The sequence below is a fragment of the Faecalibacterium sp. 3 genome, from assembly GCF_048323735.1.
Classification (GTDB): domain Bacteria; phylum Bacillota; class Clostridia; order Oscillospirales; family Ruminococcaceae; genus Faecalibacterium; species Faecalibacterium wellingii.
This window is the reverse complement of the sequence record NZ_JBLWFN010000001.1, coordinates 97805-119601: the sequence shown is the minus strand read 5'-3', so window position 1 is coordinate 119601 and position 21797 is coordinate 97805. Positions and strand designations below refer to the sequence as shown.

Annotated in this window: 19 protein-coding genes, 1 tRNA gene and 1 riboswitch; of the genes, 19 read left to right on the top strand and 1 reads right to left on the bottom strand. The window is 61.7% G+C overall.

The features are described 5' to 3' along the window. Window positions 1-147 precede the first annotated feature (147 nt). From ACNSPV_RS00545 to ACNSPV_RS00485, 13 genes are all read left to right on the top strand, one after another. On the top strand, window positions 148-1065 hold the full coding sequence (locus ACNSPV_RS00545) for an FMN-binding protein (protein ID WP_348584966.1): 918 nt from the start codon (window positions 148-150) through the stop codon (window positions 1063-1065). A gap of 22 nt (window positions 1066-1087) precedes the next feature. After that, on the top strand, window positions 1088-1732 hold the full coding sequence (locus tag ACNSPV_RS00540) for a ferredoxin-like protein (protein ID WP_348584967.1): 645 nt from the start codon (window positions 1088-1090) through the stop codon (window positions 1730-1732). A gap of 12 nt (window positions 1733-1744) precedes the next feature. Beyond that, the gene (locus ACNSPV_RS00535) at window positions 1745-3901 is read left to right on the top strand and encodes an aldehyde ferredoxin oxidoreductase N-terminal domain-containing protein (RefSeq protein WP_348584968.1); all 2157 of its coding nucleotides are present in this window, start codon (window positions 1745-1747) and stop codon (window positions 3899-3901) included. Between the two features lie 38 nt (window positions 3902-3939). Further along, window positions 3940-4857: a hypothetical protein gene (locus ACNSPV_RS00530; RefSeq protein WP_348584969.1), complete on the top strand. Its 918-nt coding sequence runs from the start codon at window positions 3940-3942 to the stop codon at window positions 4855-4857. 441 nt (window positions 4858-5298) lie between these two features. Then, window positions 5299-6537, top strand: a complete 1239-nt coding sequence (glp, locus tag ACNSPV_RS00525; protein ID WP_348584970.1) for a gephyrin-like molybdotransferase Glp — start codon at window positions 5299-5301, stop codon at window positions 6535-6537. Then, on the top strand, window positions 6527-7045 hold the full coding sequence (gene mobB / locus ACNSPV_RS00520) for a molybdopterin-guanine dinucleotide biosynthesis protein B (protein WP_348584971.1): 519 nt from the start codon (window positions 6527-6529) through the stop codon (window positions 7043-7045). The genes glp and mobB overlap by 11 nt, the downstream gene beginning before the upstream one ends. A 12-nt stretch (window positions 7046-7057) precedes the next feature. Next, entirely contained in the window at window positions 7058-8077 is a 1020-nt protein-coding gene (locus tag ACNSPV_RS00515) for a molybdopterin-binding protein (RefSeq protein ID WP_348584972.1), read from the top strand. A 72-nt stretch (window positions 8078-8149) separates the two neighbouring features. After that, window positions 8150-8647, top strand: coding sequence for a cyclic pyranopterin monophosphate synthase MoaC (gene moaC / locus ACNSPV_RS00510; protein ID WP_339395792.1), 498 nt, complete (start codon window positions 8150-8152; stop codon window positions 8645-8647). Beyond that, on the top strand, window positions 8640-9608 hold the full coding sequence (gene moaA, locus ACNSPV_RS00505; protein ID WP_348584973.1) for a GTP 3',8-cyclase MoaA: 969 nt from the start codon (window positions 8640-8642) through the stop codon (window positions 9606-9608). The genes moaC and moaA overlap by 8 nt, the downstream gene beginning before the upstream one ends. A 6-nt stretch (window positions 9609-9614) precedes the next feature. Next, complete coding sequence (locus ACNSPV_RS00500; protein ID WP_348584974.1) at window positions 9615-10547, top strand: molybdopterin-binding protein; 933 nt, start codon at window positions 9615-9617, stop codon at window positions 10545-10547. A 73-nt stretch (window positions 10548-10620) separates the two neighbouring features. Continuing rightward, window positions 10621-11505 (top strand): molybdate ABC transporter substrate-binding protein, encoded by an 885-nt coding sequence (gene modA / locus ACNSPV_RS00495; protein ID WP_348584975.1) that lies wholly within the window; start codon window positions 10621-10623, stop codon window positions 11503-11505. Between the two features lie 10 nt (window positions 11506-11515). Further along, window positions 11516-12187, top strand: coding sequence for a molybdate ABC transporter permease subunit (gene modB, locus ACNSPV_RS00490; RefSeq protein WP_348584976.1), 672 nt, complete (start codon window positions 11516-11518; stop codon window positions 12185-12187). After that, window positions 12184-13230, top strand: a complete 1047-nt coding sequence (locus tag ACNSPV_RS00485; RefSeq protein WP_348584977.1) for a sulfate/molybdate ABC transporter ATP-binding protein — start codon at window positions 12184-12186, stop codon at window positions 13228-13230. The genes modB and ACNSPV_RS00485 overlap by 4 nt, the downstream gene beginning before the upstream one ends. A gap of 716 nt (window positions 13231-13946) precedes the next feature. On the opposite strand, the gene ACNSPV_RS00480 is transcribed toward ACNSPV_RS00485, so the two are convergent. Next, window positions 13947-14031 (bottom strand) — tRNA-Tyr (locus ACNSPV_RS00480). A gap of 256 nt (window positions 14032-14287) precedes the next feature. After that, window positions 14288-14499, top strand: a riboswitch (cobalamin riboswitch). A gap of 164 nt (window positions 14500-14663) precedes the next feature. Between ACNSPV_RS00480 and ACNSPV_RS00475 the strand changes: the two genes are divergently transcribed. From ACNSPV_RS00475 to cobI, 6 genes are all read left to right on the top strand, one after another. Next, the gene (locus ACNSPV_RS00475; RefSeq protein ID WP_348584978.1) at window positions 14664-15896 is read left to right on the top strand and encodes a sirohydrochlorin cobaltochelatase; all 1233 of its coding nucleotides are present in this window, start codon (window positions 14664-14666) and stop codon (window positions 15894-15896) included. 117 nt (window positions 15897-16013) lie between these two features. After that, window positions 16014-16862 carry an iron transporter gene (locus ACNSPV_RS00470; RefSeq protein WP_348584979.1) on the top strand — a complete coding sequence of 283 codons (849 nt, stop codon included), beginning with the start codon at window positions 16014-16016 and terminating at the stop codon, window positions 16860-16862. A 107-nt stretch (window positions 16863-16969) separates the two neighbouring features. Next, window positions 16970-18109 (top strand): ABC transporter substrate-binding protein, encoded by a 1140-nt coding sequence (locus ACNSPV_RS00465; protein WP_348584980.1) that lies wholly within the window; start codon window positions 16970-16972, stop codon window positions 18107-18109. Between the two features lie 30 nt (window positions 18110-18139). Continuing rightward, the gene (locus tag ACNSPV_RS00460) at window positions 18140-19156 is read left to right on the top strand and encodes a FecCD family ABC transporter permease (RefSeq protein ID WP_249237285.1); all 1017 of its coding nucleotides are present in this window, start codon (window positions 18140-18142) and stop codon (window positions 19154-19156) included. Further along, window positions 19153-21102 carry a cobalt-precorrin-5B (C(1))-methyltransferase CbiD gene (cbiD, locus tag ACNSPV_RS00455; protein ID WP_348584981.1) on the top strand — a complete coding sequence of 650 codons (1950 nt, stop codon included), beginning with the start codon at window positions 19153-19155 and terminating at the stop codon, window positions 21100-21102. Before ACNSPV_RS00460 ends, cbiD begins: the two co-directional genes overlap by 4 nt. After that, on the top strand, window positions 21090-21794 hold the full coding sequence (cobI, locus tag ACNSPV_RS00450; protein ID WP_348584982.1) for a precorrin-2 C(20)-methyltransferase: 705 nt from the start codon (window positions 21090-21092) through the stop codon (window positions 21792-21794). Before cbiD ends, cobI begins: the two co-directional genes overlap by 13 nt. Window positions 21795-21797: the final 3 nt, after the last annotated feature.

The window sequence follows — 21797 nt, the reverse complement described above, 5'->3', positions numbered from 1 at the left end:
AGAAAGCACGGCTGTTTGCGTTGACTTACCTCCGGTACGGATGATAAAATAGTAACGAAGAAACCGCTTCGCTGTTGCAGCAGCAGGAGCGGCTATTTTCATGTCCGGGAAACTTTCCCGCACAAACAAAAACAGGCAGGTGATAACATGAAGCAGGCAACCAACCCGTTTGCGCCCGTTCCGCTGTGGCGTAAGCGGCTGCCGGGCTATGCAGCCATGGGCGCTGCCACGGTTGCCATGGCGGTCGGTCTGATCGCTGTGCAGCACGCGCGCACCACGGTTGCCGGTACCCTGCTGCCGGTGTCGGAGGCGGATGCAGCCGCCTACGGCATCAGCGCAGTGTACCAGCTCGACGACGGCAGCTACCGCGTGGAGGGCACTCAGAAGGGCTTCCAGAGCGATGTGCAGGCTGCTGTGACCCTTGACGCCGAGGGCAATGTTTCCGCTGTGGAGATCCTTTCGCAGGCGGAGACCGACAGCCTTGGCGGCCAGTGCGTCAACCCGGAGTTCACGTCCCAGTACCAGGGCGCGGCTCCCTTTACGCTGGCAGGCAAGAGCTACACCGTGACCGACCCGGCCACCGGCGCAGCCTACGCCTCTGCCGGTGCAGTGGCGGAGGACACCACTGCCGCTGAGGAGTTCGATCCCACACAGTGGAACGTGTCCGACACCTCTCCCGAGGCCGAGGCCACCCGCAGGATGTATGCGGCAGGCCTGACCCTCTCGGCACTGAACGGTCAGCCCCTGAGCGATGAGCTGGCTCCGCCGCTGGATTCCAGCGCAGAGGCCGTGGCACGCCGCAGGCTGTACGCAGCCGAGCTGAGCAAGAGCGCACTGGACGGCGAGCCCATGGCGATCCCCTTTGCGGATCTCTCGGCAGAAGAGCAGTCCAAGGCGCGTCTGGCACAGGCCGACCTGACCACGGAGCAGGCCCAGACCGGTGCGGTGAGTGCCGATCTGACCGAGGTGGACGCCCTTTCCGGCGCGACCATCACCTCGACGGCGGTAACGAACATCGTCAACAACTCGTATTTCTATGTGACCGAGGTGCTCTGCGCAGAGTGACCTCAACGGAGGAATGGAAACTATGGCAAAAACCGATTTTCTGACGGCTGACATGACCCGCCGCCAGTTCATGAAAATTTCGGGCAGGAGCCTTGCAGGGCTCACCCTCTCCGCATCCATGCTGTCCCTGTTCGGCTGCTCCCAGCAGCAGGTGGACAGCGGCGCAGTGGCTACTTGGGCATTGCCGCAGGGCCTGCTGGTGGTCAATGCGGATCTGTGCACCGGCTGCCAGCGCTGCGAGATCAACTGCACGCTGACCAACGACGGTGTGTGCTCCTCTTACATCAGCCGTGTCAAGATCCAGCGCCGCCTGAATCTGGATGGCGACGGCAACGGCCTGCTGTCCGGCACCGACAACTGCTTTGTCTACTTCCCGGACACCTGCCGCCAGTGTGAGGACCCCGCCTGCGGCAACGCCTGCCCGCAGAAGGCTATCACCACCGACGACCGCGGCATCCGCGTAGTGGATACCGACAAGTGCATCGGCTGCGGTGCCTGCCATGATGCCTGCCCGTGGCACATGCCCACTGTCAACCCCGAGACCGGCAAGTCGTCCAAGTGCATCGCCTGCGGTGCCTGCGTGGCAGGCTGCCCGTCCGGCGCTCTGTCCATCGTGGACTGGGATGCCGTCACCAGCGCAGCACAGGCTGCCTACAAGGACCTGTAAGGAGGAACAACAATGGCTGAAACTTATGGCTGGGCAGGCAAGATCCTGCGCGTCAACCTGACCACCGGTGAGATCACCACTCAGGACGATGAAAAGTACCATAAATATATCGGCGGCATGGGCATGGCCTACCGCATCATGTACGAGGAAGCTCCCATGGAGCTGGACCCCTATGACGAGAAGGCTCTGGTCATCTTCGGTGTCGGCCCCCTGACCGGTGCCGGTGTGCCCTGCTCCGGCCGTATGAACGTGACCTTCCGCTCCACCTGGTCTAAGGGTCACTCCATCATCGACGCACACATGGGCGGCCACATCGGCTCCATGCTGAAGTATGCCGGCTACGACGGCATCGTGTTCAGCGGCATCTCCGAAAAGCCCGTCTACCTGCGCATCGAGGACGACAAGGTCTCTCTGGAGGACGCAAGCGAGATCTGGGGCAAGGGCACCTTTGCTGCCAACAAGTGGATGGTGGAGCAGAACGGCCGCGAGTTTGAGACTGCTTCCATCGGCCCTGCCGGTGAGAATCTGGTGGACTACTCCACCCTGAACACCAGCTTCGGCAACTCCGGCGGCGCCGGTCTGGGCGCTGCGCTGGGCAACAAGAAGCTGAAGGGTCTGGCCATCCGCGGCACCGGCAGCGTCAAGGTCGCTGACCCCAAGAAGGTGCTGGAGCTGTCCAACTACATGATGGGCAACCTGATCGGCGGCAACAACAACCACAACGTGCCCGCACAGCCCCAGAGCTGGGCAGAGTACAGCGCCACCTCCGGCAAGAACCGCTGGTCCGGCGCTCCCGGCCGTATGTGGAAAAAGGCTCCCGGCGGCCCCGTGGATACCGGCGAGCAGCCCTACAACGATATCAACAAGGTGGCTCTGCGCTGCTTCAAGGGCTACTTCGATTTCGGCGCTCCCGCTGCCGAGTACACCGTGAAGAACGGCGGCTGCTCTTCCTGCCCCATCCGCTGCTACACCGAGTATGATGTGGACCCGCTGGCAGATTACGATCTGCCCACCCACAACTCCAACACCTGCATGCCCGTGCTGTACGGCACCCGCGTCTACCCGGACGGCGTGCACGACTTCAAGTACGAAGGCGACGGCACCATGGTCATCAATCTGGCATGGTCTCATGCTGTGGACGATATGGGCCTGTGGGACAACTACGGCAACCTGAACCGCGACCTGCTGTGGATCCTGCGGATGCCCCGCGAAGAGGCCACCAAGTACATCAGCGAGGCTGAGTACGACTCTCTGCCCTGGGAGTGGGAGAAGGCCGGCGATCCCCGCTGGGAGGTCGAACTGATCCGCCGCATGGCTTACGGCGAGGGCGATCTGTCCGTCATCGCCAAGGGCACCCTGGCTATGATGGAAAAGTTCGGCCTGCCCAAGAGCTGGCTGGACCGCGACGACGGCGCTACCAACTCCAACCTGATCTACAACGGCTTCCCCAACCACCACGGCCCTGCTGAGGCATGGCAGGTGGGCATGCTGTACAACCTTGTCTACAACCGCGACTGCATGATCCACGAGATCGTCTGCGAGACCGGTTCCGGTGCTCCCTATGAGGTGACCAAGAAGGTCATGGAGGACTTCTTCGGCGAGGGCTGCTACGATAAGGCCAAGGCCTACACTCCCATCAACGAGAACAAGGCAAAGCTGGCTGCATACTGCGTCAACGACAAGAACTTCCACGACTCTGCCACCCTGTGCAACTGGATGTGGCCCATGACCCAGTCTCCCTCCAAGGAGCGTGAGTACCACGGCGACCTGGACCTGCAGGCAGACTTTATGACCGCTGTCACCGGCGAGACCTATACCCAGGCCGGTCTGCAGGAGGACGGCGCCCGCATCACCCAGATGCTGCGCGTGATGACCGCCATCAGCTTCCAGCAGAACTGCGGCAGCGCAAACCTGCGTCAGGAGCACGATGCCATCTGCGATTGGGTGTTCGATAAGGACCCCGACTTCAAGGCATTCGAGGAAGGCACCACCAAGCTGGACCGCGCCGACATGGAGAAGGCAAAGGATCTGTTCTACGACATCTTCGGCTGGGATCGCACCACCGGTGTGCCCACCCGCGAGACGCTGGAAAAGTATGATCTGGCAGACATGGCCGATGATCTGGAAAAGCGCGGCATCTACGCCCAGAACACCGCGGCAGCTGAATAAATCCTATAGTAAATCCCATAGAAAGAGGAACGATCGTCATGTTGTTTGGCAGACGTAAACCCGGCTACACCACCACCGTAGATGGCAGCGCAGACCCGGAGCAGGCCGTTCTGGAACTGCAGAAGGCAGAGCTGGCCGCAAAGAAAAAGCCCAAGGCAGAGGTGTTCGACATCGATGCCGCCAGCGAGACGGCCCGCCGCCTGAAGGAGACCGGCAGCACCTTTGACGGCAGTGCCGCCAAGGCCGGCGAGGATGTGATGGCCGTGGTGGAGCGGGAGACCGCCGAGCTTGCTGCAAAGCAGGCCGCCGGGGCCGCACCCGAAGCCACTGAGGCTGCACAGCCTGATGCTACAAAGCCGGAGCTGCTGGATTTTCTGGCTGCTGAGCCGGAGGCAGAAAATGATCCCTTTGCGGATCAGCCCACCAAGACCGCTCCGGAGCTGCCGGAGCTTACCCCGGCACAGGAACTGGCCGGTTACATTCGCTCCCGCTCTGCGGCTGCGCTGCTGACCCCCCACGCCCTGCTGCTGACCGAGGTGGAAAATGCAGACGAGCTGCTGGCGCAGATGCCTGCAGACCCCCAGTGTGAGGACATCACCACCCGCAAGGGCGCAAAGGATACCTACTACTATTCCACCGCCAACATGAGCGACAACTACGCCATGATCGCGCAGCTCATCGAGGACAAGGATCTGTGTGTGATGTTCGCCGAGATGGTGCGGTTCAATGCCCGCATCTATCCCAGTGCCACCCCGCTGAAGTACTTCCAGCGCTCCCCCTACGGCCTTGCGCCGGAGGTCATCGAGCAGACATGGAAGTCCATGCAGGGCAAGCCGGAGTATGCCGACATTGAGGAGCTGACCAACAATCAGAATGAGCGGTTCCTCTTTTCCACCAAGCACCTCACCCGCCGCTACGCCAAGGCTATCAGCGACGTGGACGATTTCTGCGATTAAACCATAAACTACAATTGAATCAGGGTATAAGAGCTTCTTTGAGCAAAGGTGTCTAAACTCCCACAAAGAGCAGGACACCGCGCCGCAATGCTAAGGGCTGAGATAGAATAGATCGGCCGGCATTCAAGGGTGGAGGGGAAAACCCCGCCGCCTTCCCGCAGAAGAAACGCTGCAATTTGAAAAAAAGAACTCCTCCCATCCACACAGGGCACTTCCCGGGCCGTACCGTCACTGCAAGGACGGCACAGCCGGGGATGCCGTCGGCAGGGCAGACTGCAAGCTGCCGCTGGCCGGTATGTGCGGATATTCTGCGGAGGCGTTTTGATTTTCGGTCAAGACGTCTCCGCTTCTTTTTCACCTGTCGTTAAAAAAGAATATCCCCGGCACGCCCCGTCTGAGCCATAGCAGACTGGGTGCAGCCGGGCATTTGGAGGATTTTTTATGAAACAGCCTTTCTGCGCACCTGCCGCTGCGCTGCGCCGCGTGCTGGATGCAGCGGCGTCACTGCCGCGCCCGGCGGTGGAGACCCTGCCGCTGGAAAAAGCCTGCGGCCGCATTGCCGCAAAGGCGCTGTGCGCCCGGATGGATCAGCCCCCCTTTGACCGCAGCCCGCTGGACGGCTACGCCCTGCACAGCGCCGACACTGCCGGGGCCAGCCGCGAAACGCCGGTCGCGCTGCCTGTGACCATGAAGCTCTACGCCGGGGATGCCCCCGCCGCCGCCCTGCCTGTGGGCTGCGCGGCCCGCATCATGACCGGTGCCCCTCTGCCGGAAGGCGCGGACTGTGTGCTGATGCAGGAGCTGACCGACAGCGGCGAAGAAACGGTGCAGCTCTATTCAAGCCTGAAACCGCAGCAGAACGTGGTGTCCCGGGGCGGGGATATCGCCGCCGGAGCCATCATTGCCGCCGAGGGCACACCGCTGACCCCCGCCCATCTGGGTGTGCTGGCGGGGCAGGGCTATGCCGAGGTGCCGGTATACCGCACCCTGACCGTGGGCATTCTTTCCACCGGCAGTGAGCTGCTGGCTCCGGGTGAACCGTGGGCTCCCGGCAAGATCTACGACGCCAACGGCATCCAGAACGCCGCCCGGCTGGGGCAGCTGGGCTTTGCCGTGCAGCGGCGGCACTGCTCGGACGACCCGGAGGTCATCGCCTGCCAGCTGCGGGAACTTTTGACCGGCTGCGATGCCGTCATTACCAGCGGCGGCGTTTCGGTAGGGCAGAAGGACTATCTGCCCGCCGTGCTGGAACAGCTGGGGGCACAGATGCTCTTTGCGGGCGTGGCACAGAAGCCCGGCAGCCCCATGCTGGCGGCAGAGGTCGCCGGCAAACTGGTGTTCTGCCTGTCCGGCAACCCCTTTGCTGCGGCGGCAACCCTGGAACAGTACGCCGTCCCGGCCCTGCTGCGGGCGGCAGGGCGTCGGGAGGAAGGCTGCATTCTTCCCCGCACCACCTGCACCTTGACCACCGGCTTTTCCAAATCCAGCAAGGGCGACCGCTACCTACGGGCGAAAGCGGCAGGCGGCAGCGTGACCATCCCCGGCGAGGGCAATGCCGAAGCGCATTCGTCCGGCAGCCTTTCTGCTATGATCGGCTGCAATTGTCTGGTAAAGCTGCCCGCAGGCAGCGGCCCGGTGGCTCCGGGCGAAGAAGTGGAGGTGCTTTACTTTGTATATTGAATCCAAACAGGCTCTGGCAGAAGAACTGGAGCTCAAGCGCCCGGCGGTGCTGGCCGTCAGCGGCGTACACAACAGCGGCAAGACCACCCTGCTGGAAAAGCTGCTGCCCGTCCTGCGCAGCCGTGGGCTGAAGGTGGGCATCATCAAGCACGACGGCCACGATTTTACCCCGGATGTGCCCGGCACCGACAGCTTTCGTCTGCGGGAAGCAGGGGCCGAAGGCGTGGCGGTCTACTCCGGCACCCGCTATCTGCTGACCGAGGAAATCCGCCTGACCGAGCAGGATCTGCTGGCCCTGTTCGAGCGGCACGGCTATGATCTTGTGCTGCTGGAAGGCTTCAAATCCAGCGGCTGGCCCAAGATCGAAGTGGTGCGCAGGGAGATCGCAGATGCGCCGGTGTCGTTCCAGCCGCTGGCCGTGGTGGGCGACATCCCGGGTGCAGACTTCGGGCTGGAGGATATCCAGCCGCTGGCCGATTGGATCATTGCCCAGATGCCGACTCTGTAAGGAGAAGATAAAATGAAACTGATTCGTACCGAAGATGCGGCAGGGCAGGTGCTCTGCCATGATATCACCCAGATCATTCCCGGCGAGTTCAAGGGTGCCCGCTTCCGCAAGGGGCATGTTATCCAGCCGGAGGACATCCCGGTGCTGCTCTCCATCGGCAAGGAAAACCTCTACGTCTGGGAAAAGCACCCCGGCATCCTCCACGAGGATGAAGCCGCCGCCCTGCTGTACAAGGCCGCTGCGGGCAAAAATATCCACGGCACCGAGCCGAAGGAGGGCAAGATCGAGCTGATCGCGGACTGCGACGGCCTGCTGAAGATCCACCGCAAGGCGCTGCTGGCAGTGAACAGCCTCCCGCAGATGATGATCGCCACCATCCACGGCGATCTGCCCGTGAAAAAAGGGCAGAAGCTGGCAGGCACCCGCATCATCCCGCTGGTGATCGAGCAGGAAAAAATGGACGCCATGCAGGCCGCCGCCGGGGCAGAGCCGATCCTGAACGTGCTGCCCATGCAGGCCAAGAAAGTGGGCATCATCACCACCGGCAGCGAGGTGTTCAAGGGCCGCATTGAGGATAAATTCACCCCCATCCTGCAAAGCAAGCTGGCCGTCTACGGCTGTGAGGTGATCTTCCACAAGGTCTGCGATGACGACCCTGTCGGCATCACGGCCGCCATTCTGGAAGCCAAGGCCGCAGGGTGTGAGCTGATCTTTACCACCGGCGGCATGAGCGTGGACCCTGATGACCGCACCCCGCTGGCCATCAAGAACACCGGGGCCGATATCATCACCTACGGTGCCCCGGTGCTGCCGGGTGCCATGTTCCTTGTGAGCTATCTGGACGGTGTGCCGGTGTGCGGCCTGCCCGGCTGCGTAATGTACGCCAAGCGCACCATTTTTGACCTGCTGCTGCCCCGTCTGCTGGCGGACGACCCCATCACCGCCGAGGACATCGCCCGTCTGGGCGAGGGCGGTCTGTGCCTGAACTGCGAAGTGTGCCACTGGCCCAACTGCGGCTTTGGGCACTGCTGAAAACCCTCTCAGGCAAAGCCTTTCGGCTTTGCCTGCTCCCCCTTCGGGGGAGCTTTACTAAGGTGAAAAAATATGAACGAAAATAATCTGACCCATTTTGATGCTGCCGGGAATGCCGTGATGGTGGATGTGAGCGCAAAGCCCGTCACCACCCGGGAAGCCACTGCCCACGGCATCATCACCATGAACGCCGAAGCCTTTGCCGCCGTGCAGAGCGGCACCGTGAAAAAGGGCGATGTGCTGGGCGTGGCCCGCATTGCGGGCATCATGGCCACAAAAAGAACCAGTGAGCTGATCCCACTGTGCCATCCACTGCCGCTGACCAAGGTGAGCGTGGATTTCCGGCTGCTGCCCCAGCGGCAGGCTGTGGAAGCCCTGTGCACCGTCAAGACCGCCGGTGTCACCGGTGTGGAGATGGAAGCGCTGACCGGCGTTTCCACCGCGCTGCTCACCATCTACGATATGTGCAAGGCGGTGGACAAGGGCATGGAGCTGGGCGAGATCCATTTAGTGGAAAAGACCGGCGGCAAGAGCGGCCACTATATCCGGGCGGAGGGCGGCTATGTTTGATTCCACCCGGCGCGAGATCCACTATCTGCGCCTTTCCGTTACCGACCTGTGCAATCTGCGCTGCCGCTACTGTATGCCGGACGGCGTGGAAAAGCTGGAGCGTGAAGCTGTGCTTACCTACGAGGAGTTCCTGCGTCTGGCGGCGCTGTTCGCCCAGTGCGGCATCGACACCGTGCGGGTCACCGGCGGCGAGCCGCTGGTGCGCAAAAACGTGGCACAGCTGGTGGCCGGGCTCAAGGCCATCCCCGGCATCCGCAAAGTTACCATGACCACCAACGGCATCCTGCTGGCGCAGCAGCTGCCCGCTTTGCTGGCGGCCGGTCTGGACAGCGTGAACATCAGTCTGGACACCCTGCGCCCGGAGGTGTTCCGGCAGATCACTGCCCGGGACGAGTTTGCGGCCGTGCAGGCAGGCTTGCAGGCGGCGCTGGAAAGCGGCATCCCGGTCAAGCTGAACTGCGTGCCGCAGGCGGGCGTCAACGAGGGCGAACTGGAAGACCTTGCGGCCCTTGCCGAGAACCGCCCGCTGCAGGTGCGCTTCATTGAAATGATGCCCATTGGCTACGGCGCGGCCATGCCCTGCATCTCCGGTCCGGAGCTGCGGCAGCGGTTTGCCCGCCGCTGGCCGGAGCTGCAGCCGCTGGCAGAAGCAACCTTCGGGGACGGCCCGGCGGTATACTACACCGTGCCCGGCTGGCAGGGCAGCATCGGCTTTATTGCGGCGGTGCACGGCAAGTTCTGTGCCAGCTGCAACCGGGTGCGGCTGACCAGTCAGGGCTTTCTGCGTCCCTGCCTTGCCAGCGAAGCCGGGTGCGACCTGCGCGCCCTGCTGCGCAGCGGCGCAGACGATACGCAGCTGCTGGCCGCCATCCGGGAGACCATCTGGGCCAAACCCCGGGAACACCATTTTGAAGACAGTTCCATGCCCGCTACCCGCGGCATGTATCGCATCGGAGGATAAATTTTTATGGGAAAAATTCTGGCCATCTGCACAAGCCCCAAGCGCGGCACCGTCAAGACCGAGGTGCCCAGCGCCGTGCTGACCCCGGAGTGGGGCATCGTGAGCGATGCCCACGGCGGCAGCTGGCACCGGCAGGTCAGCCTGCTGAGCGCGGAAAAAATCGAGGCTTTCCGTAAAAAGATCTGGGTGGACTACGGTGCCTTTGGCGAAAATCTGGTCATTGAAGGCTTCGATTTCCGCAATCTGCCGGTCACCAGCCGGTTCGCCATCGGGGACGTGGTGCTGGAAATGACCCAGATCGGCAAGGAGTGCCACAACGACTGCGTCATCAAACAGCAGACCGGCGAGTGCATCATGCCCCGGGAGGGCGTGTTTGCCCGGGTGCTCACCGGCGGCGAGATCCATGTGGGGGACGAAGTGACTCTGCTGGCCCCGCTGGAAAACCCGCCCCTGCGGGCTGCAGTCATCACCCTTTCGGACAAGGGCAGCCGCGGGGAGCGGGAGGATAAGAGCGGCCCGCTCATTGTGGAGATGCTTACCGCCGCAGGATATGTGGTGGAAGAGACCATGATCCTGCCGGACGAAGCAAAGGCCCTGAAGGCTCAGCTCATCCGTCTGGCCGACGGCCGTCAGGTGAATCTGATCCTCACCACCGGCGGCACCGGCTTCTCGCCCCGGGATATCACCCCGGAAGCCACCTGTGCGGTGGCAGACCGCAACGCCCCCGGCATTGCTGAGGCCATGCGCTATCACAGCCTGAGCATCACCCCGCGGGGGATGCTCAGCCGCGGCGTCAGCGTGCTGCGCGGCAAAACGCTCATCGTCAACCTGCCGGGCAGCCCCAAGGCCGTGCAGGAAAATCTGGAGTACATCCTGCCCAGTCTGGAACACGGTGTGCGCATTGCCGCCGGTCTGGACGGCGAGTGCGCCCGCAAATAAGGTTTTCCCGCCCTGTTTTCCTTTGCGGGGCGTAGAAATAGAATGTTGTTTTACTTGAAGGAGAAAAACAGATATGAACGACCATCGCATTTCCCGCCGGAGCTTTCTGGCTGCTGCCGGCATCGCCGGTGCAGCCGCTGCCCTCACTGCCTGCGGCGGCGCTGCTTCCAGCACAGCTGCTTCCGTGGCATCCTCTGCCGCCGCTTCTTCACAAGCAGCCCAGAGCGTGGAGCTGATCGTGTTTGCTGCCGCATCCCTCACCGAGACCCTCACCGCCATCGGTGAGACCTACTCGGCAGAGAACCCGGGCGTGACCTTCCGCTTCAACTTCGATTCCTCCGGCACCCTCAAGACCCAGATCCAGGAGGGCGCGGACTGCGACCTGTTCATCTCTGCCGGTCAGAAGCAGATGGACCAGCTGGACATCATAGCTTCGGCCGATGTGAACAAGGACAGGCTGGACTTTGTGGACAGCGACACCCGCGTGGACCTGCTGGAAAACAAGGTGGTGCTCTGCGTGCCGGAGGGCAGCGACAAGGGCATCGACAGCTTTGACGCTCTGGCCGAGCACCTGGAGGCACAGGACATCCTGTTCTGCATGGGCAACAGCGATGTGCCTGTGGGCCAGTACACCCAGAAGATCCTTGCCTACTACGATCTGGACGAGGAGGCACTTGCCGCTGCCGGTGTCATCACCTACGGCTCCAACGTCAAGGAGGTCACCACCCAGATCACCGAGGCCAGCGTGGATGCCGGTGTCGTCTACTGCACCGATGCTTTCAGCGCCGGTCTGACCCCCGTGGACGAGGCCACCAAAGAGATGTGCGGTCAGGTCATCTATCCTGCCGCCGTGCTGAAGGCCGCCCCCAACGCCGAGGCCGCCAAGGAGTTTCTGGCCTATCTGCAGACCGACCGTGCCGCCACCGTGTTCGAGGGCGTGGGCTTCAGCGCCGTATAAAGGAGCAGGCATGGACTGGTATCCGTTGTGGAACAGCCTGCGCATCGCCCTTATCAGCTGCGCAGCAGTGTTCTTTCTCGGCATTTTTGCCGCTTATTATATCGCAAAGCTGCCGCGCACCGTCAAGGGCGTGCTGGACGTGCTGCTCACCCTGCCCATGGTGCTGCCGCCCACGGTGGTGGGCTACTTTCTGCTGCTGCTCTTTGGCGCAAAGCGGCCGGTGGGCATCTTCTTCATGGAGCAGTTCGGGGTCAAGCTGGTCATGAACTGGTACAGCGCCATCTTTGCCTCCATCGTGGTGGCCTTCCCGCTGATGTACCGCACCGCCCGCGGCGCCTTTGAAAGCTTTGACGAGACGCTGGCGTGGTCGGCCCAGACGCTGGGCCAGTCCAACAGCTGGATCTTCTGGCGGGTGCGGATGCCGTACTGCCGTCAGGGCATTCTGGCCGGAACTGTGCTGGCCTTTGCCCGGGCGCTGGGCGAGTACGGTGCCACCAGCATGATCGCAGGCTACACCCCCGGCAAGACCGCCACCATCGCTACCACGGTCTATCAGCTGTGGCGCACCAACGATGAGGCCGGTGCCATGCGCTGGGTGCTGGTGGATATCGCCATCTCTGCGGTGGTGCTGCTGGCCGTGAATCTTCTGGAGAAAAAACAGAAGGCGGGTGGCCGGAAATGAGTCTGGAAGTGAACATTACCAAAAAGCTGGAGGGCTTCACCCTTCGGGCCGAGTTTACCGCAGGCAGCACGGCCACCGCTCTGCTGGGGGCCTCCGGCTGCGGCAAAAGCATGACATTGCGCTGCATCGCGGGCATCGTAAAGCCGGATGCGGGCCGCATCGTGCTGGATGGCCGGGTGCTGTTTGACAGCGAACAGCACATCGACCTGCCGCCGCAGCAGCGGGGCGTGGGCCTTCTGTTCCAGAACTATGCGCTGTTCCCCAACATGACCGTGGAGCAGAACATCCTCTGCGGGCTGAAAGCGGAAAAAGACAAGGCCGTCCGCAGGGAACGCTGCGCGGAAATGCTGCGTGCCATGCGGCTGGAAGCACTGGCGAAGCGCTGCCCGGCCCAGCTTTCCGGCGGACAGCAGCAGCGCACGGCACTGGCCCGCATTCTGGTGGGCAGGCCCCGCATCCTGATGCTGGACGAGCCTTTCAGCGCGCTGGACAGCTACCTGCGGGAAGAGGTGGAGAGCGAAGTGGGCAGCCTGCTGGCGGGATTTGACGGAACGGCTCTGCTGGTGACCCACAACCGGGACGAGGCCTACCGCCTATGCCGGGAGATGGCAGTGATGGATGGCGGGCGGGTGCTGCGCACCGGCACCACCAAAGAGGTGTTTGCCGACCCGCAGAGCATTACCGCCGCACGGCTGACCGGCTGCAAAAATATTCTGCCCTGCACCCGCGTGGATGCGCATACGGTGCGGCTGACCGGCTGGGACGCCCCGCTGCGCCTTGCAGCCGAGGTGCCGGAACACTGCACTGCCGTGGGGATCCGCGCCCACGACCTTGCGCCCTGCGCACCGGGAGCGCAGAACGCGCTGCCGGTAAAGGCGATTTCCAGCAGTGAAAATCCGTTTGACTGGAATCTGATCTTCCTGGCACCCGACGGCACGACCCGCCTGTGGTGGAAGGTGAGCAAGGCAACGCTGGGGGCTGCTGCACCCGCCGCGCCGCAGTGTTTTGCCGCTGCGCCGGAAGGCATCATGCCGCTGGTATGAAAACTGCCCCTGCATGAATCGACAAAAAATAAGGCGAGATTTTGTGTAACTTTACAAAACATGAAAAAATGTGATGGCAAAGTTGTTGCAGCTTTCAGATTAAAAGAAATAACAGAAAACGCTATATTTTAGGCATCAAAGGCAAAGACGCTTCGCGAGAGATCGCAAGGCGTCTTTTTTTGTTACCCTGCAAGGCAAGGCGGCCTTGAGGGAGAGATGAAACAGGAAAAAGGGAATGCAACGTGATACGTTGAGGCTTTTTGGTGGGCGCGGGTGGATATCGCGAGCCGCACAAAATAAAAAGGAACCCGGGTCGCGGCTCCCAGCGGCTGCGTCGTGCCTTGGGCGGCACGCGCATCCTGCTGGCCGCAGCCCCAACAGCTCCTCCCTGCTTCTGCCGCTGGCAGCGGTCGTCGCTGTTGCACTGGGCTGTTTTTGCGCCGTCTTCAGCGACGTCGCCGCAGCTGTTCGAATCCACCCTTGAGGGTGAAACTTAAGATACCGGATAAAACAAAAAACCAGCGTATTTTCTACGCTGGTCTTTTTGGTGGGCGCGGGTGGATGTCGCAAGCCGCGCATCTAAAAAAGCCCCGCAGGGGCTTTTTTCCCCGCCGGACTGTTCGGCGGGTCGATGCTGTTCGAATCCACCCGCCCAGTGAGTCTGGCTTTGCTGCAAAACAAAAAACTCCAGCGTACTAAATACGCTAGAGCTTTTTTGGTGGGCGCGGGTGGATTCGAACCACCGAAGCTGAAAGCAGCAGATTTACAGTCTGTCCCCATTGGCCACTCGGGAACACGCCCATATTCATTTTTGTGCGTCCGTTCGCCGGACGACTTGCTTATTTTAGCATGGGAAATGGATTTTGTCAACTGTTTTTTACTTTTTTCTTCAAAGCTTTTTTGCACCCGTTGAAGGCGGGGTGCGGCAATGTGGATGGCTTTGTGCGAAAACGGCGGACATCCGTCTTTTTTGCTGCAAAAATATTTATTGGATAAGCGGCAGATCCGGCGGCTCCGGATTGCATTCTGCGCAATTCTATGTTATAATTTCGGACGAACTGAACAGAAAACAGCAGGTGCCTTCTGCCACTTTGCGCGGTGGGAAGGGTAAAAGGGAAGCGGGTGCAGATCCCGCACGATCTCGTCACTGTGATAAGGGAGTCCGCGTCAGGGTGCTGTGCGCACCGGCCACTGGAGCATTGCTCCGGGAAGGGGATGCCGGGCGGCGATCTTTCAGTCAGGAAACCTGCCTGCTGTTGGTACGGGGGCCTGAGCCCCAGATCACGAGGAATTGGTTGTACCAAAAAGCCCTGAAAAAATCAGAGGTCTTTTTGTCATGCCATCCGCAGGACAAAAGGGCCTCTTTTTTACCTCACTTTCCTGTACCCTTTGTTCGGTTCGGCCGCAATTTATCCACAGGAAAGGACAAGACAATGAGAAAGATCGAAACCAAAAAGCTGGCTGCAGCCGTTACGGCTCTGGCCCTGTGCGCCGGCGTGCTCACCGGCTGCGGCGGTGCTGCTTCCAGCACTGCATCCAGCACCGCTGCGTCTGCCGCTTCCAGCGAAGTGAGCAGCGAGGAGGCTGACGAAATGGCAGCAAAGAATGTGGCAGACCTGATCGATGCCATCTATGTGCAGGAGCGCAATGATGACACCGACGCTCAGTGCGAAGCCGCCAAGGCTGCATGGGATGCTTTGACCGACGCCCAGAAGGAACTGGTGGAAGGCGAGAACGCCGACCCCGACTACTTTGGCCGTGACACCGGCGATGCTTCCAAGGATGATGCCCGCAATCAGGACGACATCGGCGACAACGAGCTGCTGGTGGTCTCCTTCGGCACCTCCTTCAACGACAGCCGCGTGAAGGACATCAAGGGCATCGAGGATGCTCTGCAGGCCGCATACCCGGACTGGAGCGTGCGCCGCGCCTTCACCGCACAGATCATCATCAACCATGTGCAGGCCCGTGACGGCGAAAAGATCGATAATATGCAGCAGGCCATGGACCGCGCTGTGGCAAACGGCGTGAAGAACCTTGTCGTCCAGCCCACCCACCTGATGCACGGCGCTGAGTACGACGAAATGATGGAAATGATCGACACCTACCGCGACAAGTTTGAATCTGTCGCTGTGGCTGAGCCCCTGCTGGGTGAGGTCGGCTCCGATGCTACCATCATCAATCAGGATAAGGAAGACGTTGCCAAGGCTGTCACCGCTGCTGCCGTGAAGGAAGCCGGCTACGACAGTCTGGATGCCGCTGCTGCGGACAAGGTCGCCTTTGTCTTTATGGGCCACGGCACCTCTCACACCGCAAAGGTGAGCTACAGCCAGATGCAGACCACCATGCAGACTCTGGGCTATGACAATGTGTTCATTGGCACCGTTGAGGGTGAGCCGGAGGAAACTGCCTGCGAGAACGTCATCGAGGCTGTCAAGGCTGCAGGCTACACCAAGGTGATCCTGCGCCCGCTGATGGTGGTTGCCGGCGATCACGCCAACAACGACATGGCCGGTTCGGATGATGATTCCTGGCTGAGCATGTTCAACGCTTCCGATGCATTTGAGTCGGTTGACTGCCAGATCGCTGGTCTGGGTGAGATCGAGGATGTCCAGAAGCTGTATGTCGCCCACACCAAGGCGGCGATCGATTCTCTGAACGGTTGATCAAACGAACCCTCTCCGTTTCGCGGCCGCTTTGCGGCACCCGGTGGAGAGGGTTCATTTTTTATCGGAACAATGGTATAATAAAAGCTGATTTTCTATAATGTAGAGGTATTTCCTATGAAACGCGTTTTTTCCTGTGTTGTCGCTGCTTCTCTGGCGCTGAGCCTGCTGGCGGGCTGCGGCGCTTCTTCCACGGCATCTTCTGCGGCGTCCGGCGCTGCCAGCTCGGAGGCTGCTTCTTCCGTGGCTTCTTCTGCCGTTGAGACCGCCGCTCTTCCGGACGGTGTGTATACCGCCGACTTTGACACCGACAGCTCCATGTTCCATGCCAACGAAGCCTGCAACGGCAAGGGCACCCTGACCGTGGAGAATGGCCAGATGACCTTCCACGTCAGTCTGGCTTCCACCCACATCGTCAACCTGTATCTGGGCAAGGCTGCGGACGCCGCAGCCAACGCGTCCGACTGGCTGCAGCCCACCACCGACACCGTCACCTACTCCGATGGCACCTCGGAGGAGGTGTACGGCTTTGATATCCCGGTCACTGCTGTGGATACGGACTTTGACCTTGCCATTCTGGGCACCAAGGGCAAGTGGTACGACCATGTCGTCAGCGTGCGCAATGCGGTCCAACAGGCTGGTACCGCAGCTCCCGCCGACGGCACCTACACCTGCGATGTGACGCTGGAAGGCGGCTCTGGCCGTGCCACCGTGGAGAGCCCCGCTGCCCTGACCGTGGCAGATGGCAAAATGACCGCTACCATCGTGTGGAGCAGCCCCAACTACGACTATATGCTCGTGGACGGCGAGAAGTATCTGCCCACCAACACCGAGGGCAATTCCACCTTTGAGATCCCCGTTGCCGCGCTGGACACGGCACTGGACGTCACCGCCGACACCGTGGCCATGAGCACCCCCCACGAGATCGAGTACACACTGACCTTTGATTCCGCAAGTCTGAAGTGACTCCTCCAGTCACCTTCTTTGGCAAAAAGATAAACTTTACCGTACTGCCAAAGCCTCCCTCTATGAGGGAGGTGGCACGGCGTAAGCCGTAACGGAAGGAGTTACCTATGAAGATCACTCGAAACCAATTTCTGAAACTGATCCCCGCTGCGGCGCTGACGCTGACCGGCTGCGGCAGCAAGACTCAGCCTGCTAATACGGAAAGTCTTGTTTTCTCCCATCATTACCAACTGGACTATGCGCAGCAGTTCACAGCGGACTGCTATGAGGGCGGCTATACTATGCTGACCATTGCGGAGTCGGATACGCGGTTCCTTGTTGTGCCGGAAGATGCTGCGGAGGTGGACAGCCTGCCCGCTGACGTGACTGTGCTGCGCCAGCCGGTGGAGAATATTTATCTGGTCTCCACCTCAGTGATGGATCTGCTTTTGCATCTGGATGCACTGGACAGCGTGGCCTTTTCCGGCACCAAGGCCGAGGGCTGGTATCTGCCCGCGGTGCAGCAGGCCATGGAAGAGGGGAAAATCGCGTATGCGGGCAAGTACAGCGCCCCGGATTACGAGCAGATCCTGGCGGCGGGTTGCCGCCTTGCCATTGAGAATACCATGATCCTGCACACGCCGGAGGTAAAGGAACAGCTGGAACACTTTGGCATCCCGGTGCTGGTGGAGCGTTCCAGCTACGAGAGCGACCCGCTGGCCCGCATGGAGTGGATCAAGCTTTACGGCATCCTGCTGGGCAGGGAAGAACAGGCAGAGCGTGTGTTTTCCGCGCAGGAGACGGCCGTTCAGCCCATCCTCTCGCAGGAACCCACGGGAAAAAGCTGTGCCTTTTTCTCGCTGACCACCAACAACCTTGCCACTGTGCGCAAGGGCAGTGACTATGTGGCCCGCATGATCGAAATGGCAGGCGGCAGCTATGTCTTTGCGGACCTGACGGACAATGGCAACAGCCTTGCTACCATGAACCTGCCGCTTGAGGACTTCTATGCAGGCGCAAAGGATGCCGATGTGCTCATCTACAACAGCGCCATCGAGGGCATGATCGCATCGGTGAGCCAGCTGACCGAGCGTTTCCCGTTGCTGAACGAGTTCAAAGCGGTGCAGAACGGTCAGGTGTGGTGCACCACCCAGAGCCTGTTCCAGCAGAGCATGGAACTGGCAGACCTGATCGTGGATATGAACCGGGTGTTCACCGAGGGCACACCTGCCGCCGGTGAACTGAAATTCCTCACCCATGTGGATTAAAGAAGAGAAATTTTACAGAAAGGAAAGCTTATGACCCGTACCAGACGCCTTGCAGCCGCCTATATTGCCCTTGCGGCAGCCGTGGCGGTGCTCTTTGCGCTGAACCTGTTCTGGGGCAGCGTATCCCTTGCACCGGGTGCGGTGCTGACGGCGCTGCTGGGCAAGGGTGGCGATGCGCTTGCGGGGAACATCATCCTGCAGCTGCGCCTGCCCCGCGCGGTCATGGCGGCGCTGCTGGGGGCAGCCCTCAGTGCAGCGGGATACCTTCTGCAGACCTTTTTTGCAAACCCCATCGCCGGGCCCTTTGTCATGGGCGTTTCCAGCGGCGCAAAGCTGGCGGTGGCTCTGACCATGGTGGTGTTTCTGGACCGCGGGATGCTGACCAGCTCGGCCACCATGATCGTGGCTGCCTTTGCGGGGGCCATGGCGGCCATGGCCTTTGTGCTGGCGGTGGCCCGGCGGGTGCAGCGCATGAGCATCCTTGTCATCTGCGGTGTGATGATCGGCTACATCTGTTCCGCTGTCACCGACATCGTGGTGGCCTTTGCACAGGACTCCAACATCGTCAACCTGCACAACTGGTCGCAGGGCAGCTTTTCCGGCATGACATGGGCCAATGTGCAGGCGGCGGCGCTGGTGACGCTGCCTGTGCTGGCAGCTGCCTTTCTGCTCTCCAAACCCATGGCGGCCTACCAGATGGGCGAGGAGTACGCCCGCAGTGTGGGCGTAAACGTCAGGCTTTTCTCAGCGGTGCTGGTGCTGCTTTCCAGTCTGCTGGCCGCCTGCGTCACCGCCTTTGCGGGGCCGATCTCCTTTGTGGGCATCGCGGTGCCGCACCTTGTAAAGCAGCTGCTGGGCAGCGCAAAGCCGCTGCATGTGCTGCCCGGGTGTTGTCTGGGCGGTGCAGCCTTCTGCCTGTTCTGCGACCTGCTGGCCCGCAGTCTGTTTGCGCCCACGGAGCTGTCCATCAGCTCGGTCACGGCCGTGTTCGGCGCACCGGTGGTCATCTGGCTGCTGGTGCGGCGCAGTCAGGAGGGGGCACGATGAAGGAACATTTTTTGTGCGGAGCACAGGGTCTTGCCATCGGCTATGGCAAGACACCGCTGCTCTCCGATATTTGTCTCGGGGTGCAGCCGGGCCAGATCCTGACCCTCATCGGCCCCAACGGCGCAGGCAAATCCACCTTGCTGCGCACGCTGGCGGGTCAGCTGGCCCCCATGGGCGGCACGGTGCTGCTGGAAGGCAGAAGCCTTGCCGGTTACACCGGTACCCAGCGGGCGCAGAAGCTGGCCCTCATGGCCCCGCACAGCCGCCGGATGGAGCTGACCACCTGCTTCGACTTTGTTTCGGCGGGGCGCTATCCCTACACCGGACGGCTGGGCATTTTGTCTGCCGAGGACAGGCAGCAGGTGCACAGAGCCTTGGAGCTGGTGGGCGCGGCGCAGCTGGCAGACCGGGATTTTAACCGCATCAGCGACGGCCAGCGCCAGCGCATCCTGCTGGCCCGGGCCCTGTGCCAGCAGCCGGAAGTGATCCTGCTGGACGAACCGACCTCTTTTCTGGATATCAAGGGCAAAATTGAACTGCTCACCATCCTCGGAACGCTTGCACACACCCAAAAGCTGGCGGTGATCCTGAGCCTGCACGAGCTGGAGCTGGCCGAAAAAATAGCGGACACGGTGGTGTGCGTTTCGCCCGGCGGTGTTTCCGGCGTGCTGACCCCGGAACAGGCGTTTCAGCCGGAGAACATCCGCGCTTTGTACGGCCTGACCGAACAGCAGTACACGGCTCTGTTCGGCACACCGGAGCCGGAAGCCGAAAAGGCACCCGCCGGAAAGCCGCAGTTTGAGCATTACGTCCGCAGCGGCCAGAAGCTGCTGCGCTGCGGCTACACCACCGGCACCTGTGCCGCGCTGGGGGCTGCCGGGGCGGCGCGTCTGCTGCTGACCGGCCGCGAACCGGAAACGGTGGCCCTGCGCACGCCCAAGGGCATCGTGGTGGAGGTGGCGCCCCTCTGGTGCCGCAGAACGGACACAGGTGCCGCATGTGCCATCCGCAAGGACGGCGGCGACGATGTGGACGTGACCACGGGCCTGCCGGTGATTGCATCGGTGGTGCTGGAACCGGATGCCCCCGGTGTGCGCATCTTTGGCGGCGAGGGGGTGGGCCGGGTGACGAAGCCCGGCCTTGACCAGCCCGTAGGCGAAGCCGCCATCAACCATGTGCCGCGCCGGATGATCACCGAGGCACTGGAACGGGAAGCTGAAAATGCTGCCTACACCGGCGGCTTTGCGGTGACCATTTCCATCGAGGGCGGTGCCGAGACCGCAAAGCGCACCTTCAACCCGCACATCGGGGTGGAGGGCGGGCTTTCCGTGCTGGGCACCAGCGGCATCGTGGAGCCCATGAGCCAGCAGGCGATTCTGGATACCATCCAGCTGGAAATGAATCAGGCTGCGCTGCGGGCAAAAAATGCCCCCGGCCCCCGGCGGCTGGTGCTGGCACCCGGCAACTACGGGCTGGACTATCTGGCCTCCGCTCTGCCGCAGTTTGAGCGGTTCCCGGTGGTCAAGACCTCCAACTTCATCGGGGATACGCTGGATATGGCGGCAACGGCAGGATTTGAACAGGTGCTTCTGGTGGGACATGTGGGTAAGCTCTGCAAGCTGGCGGCAGGGGTCATGAACACCCATTCCCACACGGCAGATGGCCGTGCCGAGGTGTTCTGTGCCCATGCGGCGCTGTGCGGGGCTTCGCGCGAAGTGTGCGCTGCCCTGATGGATGCCGCCACCACGGATGCCTGCCTTGACATTCTGGACGGCGCAGGGCTGCGCGGCCCGGTGCTGGAAAGCATTCTTGCGGCCATCCAGATGCATCTGGACCGACGGGCAGGCGGGGCGTTCCGGGTGGGCGCGGTGCTCTTTTCCAACCAGCACGGCCCGCTGGGCGAGACCAAAACGGCAAAGGAGCTGATGAAGGAATGGCAGAACTGAAAGGCACCTTTTACGGCGTCAGCGTAGGCCCCGGCGACCCGGAGCTGCTGACCCTGCAGGCGGTGCGGCTGATCCGGAAATGCCCGGTGCTGGCTGCGCCGCAGACTTCTTCCGGCCAGATGCTGGCGCTGGACATCGCCCGCAGCGCGCTGGGAAAAGCGCTGGACGGCAAGACCATCATCCCGCTGCACTTTGCCATGAGCCGCGACCCGGCCGTGCTGGCGGCTTCCCACAAAGCAGCAGTGCAGGCGGTGCGGCCTTATCTGGATGCCGGGCAGGATACTGCCATGCTGAACCTTGGGGACGTTTCCATCTATGCCACCTTTGGCTATCTGCAGTGCCTTCTGGAAGCAGAGGGCTATCCCACCGCCATGGCGGCGGGTGTGCCAAGCTTCTGTGCGGCGGCGGCGCGGCTGAATGTGCCGCTGACCGGCGGCATGGATACGCCGCTCACCATTGCGCCGGGCAGCTGGGCGGGCCGCGTGCTGGAAACGCCCGGCACCAAAGTATTGATGAAGACCGGCAGGCAATTGCCTGCCTTGTTGGATACCCTGCGGCAGGCAGATAAGCTGAAAAACAGCGTCCTTGTGTGCAACTGCGGCCTGCCGGATGAACAGGTCTGCCCGGACCTTTCCCGCGGGCAGCCGCAGGTCCAGCCGGGCTATTTTACCACCGTTCTGGTAAAGGAGTGATGT

Bases quoted from the DNA above. Each gene is read 5' to 3' on its own strand.
- modB (WP_348584976.1), top strand. From the start codon at position 11,516: ATGGACTGGTATCCGTTGTGGAACAGCCTGCGCATCGCCCTTATCAGC.
- cbiD (WP_348584981.1), top strand. From the start codon at position 19,153: ATGAAGGAACATTTTTTGTGCGGAGCACAGGGTCTTGCCATCGGCTAT.
- ACNSPV_RS00470 (WP_348584979.1), top strand. From the start codon at position 16,014: ATGAAACGCGTTTTTTCCTGTGTTGTCGCTGCTTCTCTGGCGCTGAGC.
- ACNSPV_RS00485 (WP_348584977.1), top strand. From the start codon at position 12,184: ATGAGTCTGGAAGTGAACATTACCAAAAAGCTGGAGGGCTTCACCCTT.
- ACNSPV_RS00515 (WP_348584972.1), top strand. From the start codon at position 7,058: ATGAAACTGATTCGTACCGAAGATGCGGCAGGGCAGGTGCTCTGCCAT.
- ACNSPV_RS00475 (WP_348584978.1), top strand. From the start codon at position 14,664: ATGAGAAAGATCGAAACCAAAAAGCTGGCTGCAGCCGTTACGGCTCTG.
- moaC (WP_339395792.1), top strand. From the start codon at position 8,150: ATGAACGAAAATAATCTGACCCATTTTGATGCTGCCGGGAATGCCGTG.
- moaA (WP_348584973.1), top strand. From the start codon at position 8,640: ATGTTTGATTCCACCCGGCGCGAGATCCACTATCTGCGCCTTTCCGTT.
- ACNSPV_RS00460 (WP_249237285.1), top strand. From the start codon at position 18,140: ATGACCCGTACCAGACGCCTTGCAGCCGCCTATATTGCCCTTGCGGCA.
- ACNSPV_RS00545 (WP_348584966.1), top strand. From the start codon at position 148: ATGAAGCAGGCAACCAACCCGTTTGCGCCCGTTCCGCTGTGGCGTAAG.
- ACNSPV_RS00530 (WP_348584969.1), top strand. From the start codon at position 3,940: ATGTTGTTTGGCAGACGTAAACCCGGCTACACCACCACCGTAGATGGC.
- modA (WP_348584975.1), top strand. From the start codon at position 10,621: ATGAACGACCATCGCATTTCCCGCCGGAGCTTTCTGGCTGCTGCCGGC.
- ACNSPV_RS00465 (WP_348584980.1), top strand. From the start codon at position 16,970: ATGAAGATCACTCGAAACCAATTTCTGAAACTGATCCCCGCTGCGGCG.
- glp (WP_348584970.1), top strand. From the start codon at position 5,299: ATGAAACAGCCTTTCTGCGCACCTGCCGCTGCGCTGCGCCGCGTGCTG.
- ACNSPV_RS00540 (WP_348584967.1), top strand. From the start codon at position 1,088: ATGGCAAAAACCGATTTTCTGACGGCTGACATGACCCGCCGCCAGTTC.
- ACNSPV_RS00500 (WP_348584974.1), top strand. From the start codon at position 9,615: ATGGGAAAAATTCTGGCCATCTGCACAAGCCCCAAGCGCGGCACCGTC.
- ACNSPV_RS00535 (WP_348584968.1), top strand. From the start codon at position 1,745: ATGGCTGAAACTTATGGCTGGGCAGGCAAGATCCTGCGCGTCAACCTG.
- cobI (WP_348584982.1), top strand. From the start codon at position 21,090: ATGGCAGAACTGAAAGGCACCTTTTACGGCGTCAGCGTAGGCCCCGGC.